Below are 7,533 nucleotides of genomic sequence, written 5' to 3' on the forward strand. Positions count from 1 at the left end.
GACGAGCCGCAGAATGTCGGCGCGGACCGAGCGCTCAACGCTATCGCCGCTCATGCGCGGCACGCTGGCGATCTGATCGTCATCGACTTTGGCACCGCAACCACCTTCGACGTCGTCGATGCGTCGGGCGCCTATAAGGGCGGCATCATCGCTCCCGGCATCAACCTGTCGCTCGATGCTCTGGTCAACGCCGCTGCAAAGCTCCCGCGCATCGCGATCGAGGCGCCGACCGGCGATCTTTCGGTGATCGGTCGAACCACCCAGAGCCAGATGAGCATCGGCATCTACTGGGGGTATGTCGCGATGATCGAGGGTCTGACGCAGCGCATCAAGACGGAGCTCGCGCGCCCCGCGTCCGTTATCGCGACCGGCGGTCTCGCGAGCCTGTTCGACAAGCACACCGAAGCGTTCGACGCGATCGAGCCTGACCTCACGATCCAGGGGCTCAGCCTGCTCCACGCCATCGCAACGAGGGGCAGCGCATGATTCCCGGCGAGGAGCTCATCTTCTGCGCGCTTGGCGGTTCCGGCGAGATCGGCATGAACGTCAATCTCTACGGTTGCCGCGGCCGTTGGATCATGGTCGACCTGGGGCTCACCTTCGCGGATCCAAGCTACCCGGGTGTGGAGTTGATCCTTCCCGAGCTCGAGTTCATCGAGACTCAACAGAACCGGCTCGCCGGGATCGTCCTGACCCACGGGCATGAGGATCATATCGGCGCGCTTCCCTATCTCGCGGAAGAGCTCAAGGCGCCGCTCTACGCCACACCGTTCACCGCAGGCCTCATCGCCGGCAAGCTCGAGGAGGAGGGGCTGGCCGGGCACGTCAAGCTCAACCCCGTCGAACGCGGCGGCACCATCGAGCTCGGTCCGTTTCGCATCACCTTCGTGGCCCTGTCGCACTCCATTCCGGAAGGAAACGGCCTGCTCATCGAAACGCCGTTCGGCAACGTCTTCCACACGGGCGACTGGAAGATCGACGAGACGCCAGTGATCGGCGAGGCGCCGAGCACCGAGGTGCTTCGAGAGATCGGCGATGATGGCATCCTCGCTCTGGTCTGCGATTCGACCAACGTCTTCCAGGACAAGCCGTCCGGGTCGGAGGACAGCGTCCACGCCGGCCTTCTCGCCCAGGCGGCAGAGGCGAAGGGGCGCGTCCTCGTAACGACTTTCGCGTCCAACGCAGCCCGGCTCCAGACGATCGGCAGGGTCGCCCGTGAGACGGGACGGCAGGTGTGCATCGCCGGCCGCTCGCTCGACCGCATCCTGCGCGTCGCCCAGTCGACCGGCTACCTGATCGATTTTCCGCCTCCGATCAGCTTCGACGAAGCAATGCGTCTGCCCAAGACTGAAGTTCTGATCGTCGCCACCGGCGGGCAGGGAGAGCCGCGCGCCGCTCTGGGCCGCATCGCCGGCGGCACCCACGATCTCAAACTCGGCGAGGGCGACACGGTGATCTTCTCCTCGCGCGTCATCCCCGGCAACGAGACAGCGATCGGCCGGATCATGAACCAGCTATCCGACCTTGGCGTGACGATCGTCACCGAACGCCAGGCGCACGTCCACGTCTCCGGCCACCCGGGACGTCCCGAGCTGGTCCAGATGTACGAATGGGTGCGCCCCGAGATCGTCGTCCCGGTTCACGGCGAGGCCCGCCACCTTCGCGAGCATGCCCGCCTTGCGCTGTCCCACGGCGTCCCGAAGTCGATCGTCCAGGAGGACGGGGACGTCATTCGCCTTGCGCCCGGCGAACCGAAGAAGGTCGACGAGGCCCGCGTCGGCCAGCTCGTTCTCGACGGCGATGTGATCCTTCCCGCCGATGGCGCGACCATCAACGAGCGCCGCCGCATCGGCTACAGCGGCCTCATCACGGTCGCAGTCGCCGTCGACCGCGAAGGCCAGCTTGCCGGGCCGCCGCTGGTGCGCCCGTTCGGAGTTCCCGTCGAGGAGGACCGGGAGGACTTTGTCGCCGACGCGACCGACGCCGCCACCCGCGCCTACAGCCCCGGCGGCGACGAAGCCCGCACGCGCGAGGCCGTCCGCCTCGCCGTGCGCCGCTGCGCGACCTTGTGGACTGGCAAGAAGCCACTCGTGGACGTGACCCTGCTCGCTGTGCGTTGAGAGGTGGGCCGGATGAAGCTGACCTCGATCATCGCCATCTATTTCCTGTTCATCAGCGCGACCGCTTTCGTCCTGCTTCCATTCGGAGTGAAGACGGACGAAGAGGCCGGTACGCCGAAGGTACGCGGCCAGGCGGACAGCGCGCCGCATCGGTTCGACCTCAGGCGCCACCTCATCAAGTCGGCGATCGTCGCGGCGCTGCTGTTCGGGCTATATTATCTGAACTGGTCGCTGGGCTGGATCACCGCCGACGACCTCGACATCTATCGCCGGCTCTAGCGCCGCCGTTCCAGCGCCTGGGCGAGCGCCGCATAGAGCTTGCCCATGTCCGACGACATGAGGGTCACGGCCATGATCCCGCCGTCACGCTCCGCGAGAACGCGACGGAGCATCGCCTCGAAATCGTGGACATAGCGGTTCACTGACTGCTGGAACTCGGGCTCGGCCTCGTAATGGGCGCGGATCGCCCGGCTCTCGCCGCCGCCGAGCAGGCGCACGGCGCGACGTGTAAACACGCCGCGATTGCCCTTGAGGTACGAATCCCAGGCCCGCTCGTCGATCTCGTCGGACAGGATCTTGCCAACGTCGATCGCGGCCGAATTCATCGAATCCATCAGCAGCGACACGCGCCGCGCGAACGCTTCGCTATCTTTCTCGCGCTGGTCCTTGCTGGTCCGCTCGATGTGCTGCTCGAGCGCTGCCGCGCTCTGACCGAGGCTGAGCACCTGCTGGGTCAGCCGGTCGGAGGCGGTGCGCGCCGATTCGACCGCGCGCTCGGCAACGGTCTCGACCTCGCGCAGCCGCTCCTCGATGCTGTCGCGGATGACCTGCTCGAGAGCGTCGCGCGAAGCCTGCGACAGCTTGCCGGCGCTCTCCGGGATGATCGCCTCGATCGCTTCCCGCGCCCGGTCCGCGGCGTGCGACGCCGCGTCCTTGACCTGGACCAGTGCAGCGACCAGCGCGGGGCCGGTCTCGGCACTGAGACTGGCCGCCTCGTCCTTCGCGCCGGCGATCGCGGCGCTGAGCTCGCCGATCTTGAAGGTTGCGCTGCCGACCCCGTCATCAAGGCTTGCGAGCAGTTGCGTGAAGCGATCCTGCTGCTCGCCGATCTGGCTCGCCGTATCGCCGATGCGGTCGCTCGCTTCGACCGCAGCATCGCGGATCCAGCCGATCTCGGGCCGAGCCGACGCCGCCGTTGCGATCAGCCGGTCAGTGCTCCCCTGCGCTTCGCCGATCGCCAGGCCAACGCGGTCGCGAACGTCCTCGCAAAGCCGGTCGATGCTTTCGCGGAGCGCCGACGTACGCTCGAAGATCGCGCCGATTGCGCTGTCCTGGTTGCCGGCCTGCGCGCTCATCTGGTCGAGCTCGGCCCGAGCCCTGGTCAGCGATTCGAGGAACCGGTTGGCGCGCTCGTCGCCCTGCGAGGCAAGCTCGGAGAAGCGCTCGTCGATCAAGGCGAGGCCCCGGTCGATCTCGGCGATCATCCGCTGCGACGCGCGTTCCTGCTCGGCGACCCGGCTCGACAGTCCCTCCAGTGAGCCATTCGCCCGGTCGAGGTTGCCGGCGAGCGCGTCCGCCGCCTCGGCGCCCGCCCGGCCGATGCCGGCCGAGGCCTGTTCGACCAGGGCGCTGATCGCCGACGACTGCGCATCGATCCCGGCGCGGACGGTGTCGAGCGTCTCGGTCGTCCGATCGAGCAGTCCGTCGAGCGCTCCCGAGAAACTTGCTTCGGCCTGGTTCAGGCGCTCAGTCGCCGACACGCCCGCAGTCTCGATATTGGTGAGATGGTCGGTCAGGCGCTGCGTCGCCTGGTCCGTGCTGATGGCCGCCTCGCGCGTGCGCTCCGCGAGGATCGCGACCTGTTCGCTGAACGATCCGGTCATGCTTGCCGAATCGCTGCCGATCGCGCGCAGTTGCTGCGACACTCCGCGGGCCGAACTCTCGGCTCGCGGGAGGTCCTCGAGCAGGACGGCAATGTCGGTCCGCGCCGATTCCGCGGCCACGTCCAGCGCTCGCCCATGAGTCGCGAGGCGCTGGATGCTCGCATCGAGTTGCTGCGTGATCCCGGCCAGCCGGTCGGTCGTCTGGTCGCCGAGCTGCATCAGGTGCTGAGCGATCATGCTCATTTCAGACCGGCTATCGTCGATGCGCCGCGACAGGACTGCAAGCAGCGCGTCGAGGGACCGGGCCTCGGCGCGCATCGTCACCACCGACCGCGTAAACCGTTCGGCTTCCTTGCGCCGGGTCCGGCCGAACATCAGCCAGACAAGGCCGAGCAACGCCAGCGGTCCTGCACCGACCGCGACCCATTGCGCGATAGCCGGCGAAGACAGAGGCTGGCCGCCCAGCGACCGTCCCGCCGACCATGCCGTATATGCGAGCCACAAAGCGCCGAGGACGACAAGGGCGATACCGAGCACCTGGCGTCCACCGGAACCGCGCTCCTCCGCCCGGCTTTCCGCCCACTGTTCGGTATCGAACGCGGGCTCCAGCGCAACGGCATCGCCGGTCAGATCAAGGGGTTGGGCCTCTTCCACCTGCGGTGCAAGCGGGTCGGAGCGTTGCGGGCTTGGGATCATGGATTGCAGTTTACCATCTTTGCCGGTCGACGAAAGCGATTAGAGAAGGGGCTGTCGCCGGCTGGGACGCCGGCTCGCCGAAGGGGAGGGACATGGCTCTAGGCGCGCTTCTCGGCGCCTATATCGAGGACGACTCCGGCGGCTTGCGCGCCTTGCTTCCGCTCGCCGGGCGGACCTTGCTCGAATATCAGGTGCGCTGCGCGTCGGCGGCGGGCGCCGCGCCAATCGTCGTCATGGTCGAGCGAGTTCCGCAAGCGCTCCAGGACGCATTCGAACGGCTGCGCCATGACGGTTACGGCGTGTTCCCGGTCAGCGACGTCGCAGAGGCCGCAAGCCGCTTCGAAGCGGGTTCGTCGATCCTCCTCATGGCCGACGGAGTCGCGCCGCCCGCCCAATTGCTTCTCGACCTCGCCGAGGATGGAGAGCCGGTGATCGCCATCGTTCCAGACGATGAAGGGCACGAGCAGAACGAACGCATCGACGGCCAGTCGCGTTGGGCCGGAGTCGCGATCGCAAGCGGTCAGATGCTTGCCGCGACCGCCGCCATCCTCGGCGACTGGGATCTCCAGTCGACCCTGTTGCGCCGGGCCGTCCAGGAGGGCGCCCGCCGCGTTTTCGTCGAAGGCGAGCTGGAACCGCTGCTGGTCGAGACGCCTGGCCAGCTCCAGGCGTTCGGGAGCCACCTCGTCGCCGCGTCCCGCCAGCCGCGAGACGACTGGGCAAGCCGCTTCATCCTCGCGCCGGTCGAGGAGCTTGCCACAGCCCACCTGATGGACAGCGCGGTCCGGCCGTCCTGGCTGCTCTGGGGTGCGTTACTGCTCACGGTCGGTGCCGCGATCACCTTCACGCGGGGCTGGCTCGGGGCAGGTCTCGTGCTTCTCTGCCTGTCCGCGCCGCTCGATCTCATTGCCCGGCGCCTCGCGATTCTGCGGCTACGGCCGCTTCCGTCCAGTCCCTGGACCCAGCGTCTGCTATGGCCCGCCGCCGGGATGGCGCTTGCGGCGATCGGCCTTTGGGAGTTGCGTCACAACACGGGGTGGGGCGCTCTCGTAACCGCGCTTGCCGCGGCCGCCTTCGCGGAAGCGGGCCGGCTGGAGGGTCAACCAGCGGGGCGCGATTCCGAAATCTGGTTGTTTTCCAGGCGGAACGCGATCTTCCTTGCGATACCGTTCGCACTTGCCGGCGCCTGGACCAGTTATCTCCTTGCGGCGCTGGCTTATGCAGGCGGCAGTTTCTTTTTGGTACAGCACGTACGCCGGGCGATGGAGCGGTTGACCACAAGTTAACCCGCAAACGATAAACGGCATCCGATGATGCCTGAAGAATGGCCGATCTTAGCTGGCGAAACCGACCAGCCGCGGGGGCAGTCGCGGTCGCGCGGGCGCGATCGGCTCCGCACGGTCCGGGAGGATTTCTTCCTTGATCCCGGTGAGCGCCTGACCGAGCAGGAGCGGGCGCTGATGACCGCCATGCTCCACTGCCTGGTAAGCGACGTCATCGACGAGATTCGTGCTGCGCTGCCGGTCACCGTACCGGCCAATGACGGCAGCAACCTGTCGCTGATCCAGCGCCTGTCGGATGCATCGCTGCTCGATCGCACCTGGCTGGTCCGCCTGCTCCTGCGCCGCGCCGACGAGGAACGCATCTCGACCGCCGCCAAGTCACGCAGCGGACGCCGCGAGGCACGGGCGCTCCAAGGGCTGGTCAGCCATTCCGACGGCGCCGTCGCAGCAGCCGCAATGTCGCTGATCATCGCCCGGGGCCGGCGCCGCGATCGCTTCGGCCAGTGCCTGCTTCATTTCGACGACCTGCCGGTCGACGATGCAACCGCGCTCGTCCACGCCGTTGCGGCCGCACTTCGGCCGGAGCTTGCGAAAGCCAGTCGCCCCGGGGACGCCGATCAGATGCTCGCCGAGGCGGCGCGGGATATCCTCACGCGGCAGGACCCGTCGAGCAGCATCGAAGCGCTGTCGGCGACGCTGGTCCGGTTGCTCGACGAAGAGGAGGCGCTGACCGATGAGCTGATCGTCAGCGCCGGCCTCGAAGGCGAGATGATCTTCGTTGCCCATGCCCTGGCCCGCCGCGCCGATGTTCGGGGCGGCATTGCATTCGACGAGCTGATGTCGGGCGATGCGCGCCGGACGATGGCGGTCATGCGGATGGGCGGCATGGCGCGTCAGTCGGCGGCCGGCCTGCTCGCGGGCATCGGCGACCTGCTGGGGATCGGCGACCCGGGTCGGGCGATCGCCTTGTTCGATCGCCTCGGAAAGGACGAGGTCGAGGATGCCCGCGCGTGGCTGACCACCCATCCGCAGTATCGCCGCGCCGTTGCCGCGATCGAGGATATCTGATGGCGACCATGGCCACCGATCCTCCCGCCGTGACCGGGCGAATCGACGCATCCGGGCGCCTTGTCAGCGCCGACCCGCAGCTCGCCCAGCTGCAGCGCGAGGCCGGCTCGAGCCTTGGCCGCGCGCTGGCCCTGCCGCAGCTCGTCGCCATCGCCGAGCTCGCCCGCAAGCTCGGGATCGCAGTGACGCGCCCGGCGGTGGTCGCCGCTTCGGATGAGGACATCGACGTCTCGGTGCGGGCCACGCCCGAAGGTCAGGACATTTTGCTGTCGCTCGAGAACTGGTCGGGCCGCCCAGCCGCTGCTCCCCGGCTCACCAGCCTGCTCGGCGGCGCAACCGACGCGGATGCCGCTGGCGAGCGCAACGAATGGTCCGCCGACGAGGAGCTTCGGCTGATCTCCATGTCCAACGACCTGGCTGACTATCTTCGCGTCGATCTCGCGGAATCGGCCGGCCAGCCGCTGACGCGCATCCTTCGCCTGG

6 protein-coding genes and 1 pseudogene are annotated in these 7,533 nt (G+C 67.9%); 6 read left to right on the forward strand and 1 reads right to left on the reverse strand.

The genetic code is table 11. The annotated features are described in order from the left end of the window. From JOZ79_RS11560 to JOZ79_RS11570, 3 genes are all read left to right on the forward strand, one after another. A partial coding sequence (locus JOZ79_RS11560; protein ID WP_294074275.1) for a type III pantothenate kinase occupies positions 1-486 on the forward strand: 486 nt, incomplete at its 5' end. Next, positions 483-2,120: a ribonuclease J gene (locus tag JOZ79_RS11565; protein ID WP_294074277.1), complete on the forward strand. Its 1,638-nt coding sequence runs from the start codon at positions 483-485 to the stop codon at positions 2,118-2,120. The genes JOZ79_RS11560 and JOZ79_RS11565, both read left to right, overlap by 4 nt. A gap of 12 nt (positions 2,121-2,132) precedes the next feature. After that, a complete protein-coding gene (locus JOZ79_RS11570) occupies positions 2,133-2,399 on the forward strand; it encodes a DUF1467 family protein (RefSeq protein WP_294074279.1) in 267 nt (88 codons plus the stop codon). Here the strand turns inward: JOZ79_RS11570 and JOZ79_RS11575 are convergent. Continuing rightward, positions 2,396-4,699, reverse strand: coding sequence for a hypothetical protein (locus JOZ79_RS11575; protein WP_294074281.1), 2,304 nt, complete (start codon positions 4,697-4,699; stop codon positions 2,396-2,398). The genes JOZ79_RS11570 and JOZ79_RS11575 overlap by 4 nt on opposite strands. Before the next feature lie 92 nt (positions 4,700-4,791). Here JOZ79_RS11575 and JOZ79_RS11580 point away from each other — a divergent pair, with 92 nt between their 5' ends. The 3 genes and pseudogenes from JOZ79_RS11580 to JOZ79_RS11590 all read left to right on the forward strand — a co-directional run. Continuing rightward, entirely contained in the window at positions 4,792-5,985 is a 1,194-nt protein-coding gene (locus JOZ79_RS11580) for an NTP transferase domain-containing protein (protein WP_294074283.1), read from the forward strand. A 24-nt stretch (positions 5,986-6,009) separates the two neighbouring features. After that, complete coding sequence (locus JOZ79_RS11585; RefSeq protein ID WP_294074285.1) at positions 6,010-7,050, forward strand: DUF2336 domain-containing protein; 1,041 nt, start codon at positions 6,010-6,012, stop codon at positions 7,048-7,050. Next, a pseudogene (locus tag JOZ79_RS11590) lies at positions 7,050-7,533 on the forward strand (PAS domain-containing sensor histidine kinase); the annotation flags it as partial. The gene JOZ79_RS11585 and the pseudogene JOZ79_RS11590, both read left to right, overlap by 1 nt.

This window comes from Sphingomonas sp. (assembly GCF_019242355.1).
In the GTDB taxonomy this organism is placed as follows: domain Bacteria; phylum Pseudomonadota; class Alphaproteobacteria; order Sphingomonadales; family Sphingomonadaceae; genus Sphingomicrobium.

What these genes read in the sequence shown, in the direction of transcription:
- JOZ79_RS11565 (WP_294074277.1), top strand. Translation starts at nt 483, where the DNA reads ATGATTCCCGGCGAGGAGCTCATCTTCTGCGCGCTTGGCGGTTCCGGC.
- JOZ79_RS11585 (WP_294074285.1), top strand. Translation starts at nt 6,010, where the DNA reads ATGATGCCTGAAGAATGGCCGATCTTAGCTGGCGAAACCGACCAGCCG.
- JOZ79_RS11580 (WP_294074283.1), top strand. Translation starts at nt 4,792, where the DNA reads ATGGCTCTAGGCGCGCTTCTCGGCGCCTATATCGAGGACGACTCCGGC.
- JOZ79_RS11570 (WP_294074279.1), top strand. Translation starts at nt 2,133, where the DNA reads ATGAAGCTGACCTCGATCATCGCCATCTATTTCCTGTTCATCAGCGCG.
- JOZ79_RS11575 (WP_294074281.1), bottom strand. Translation starts at nt 4,699, where the DNA reads ATGATCCCAAGCCCGCAACGCTCCGACCCGCTTGCACCGCAGGTGGAA.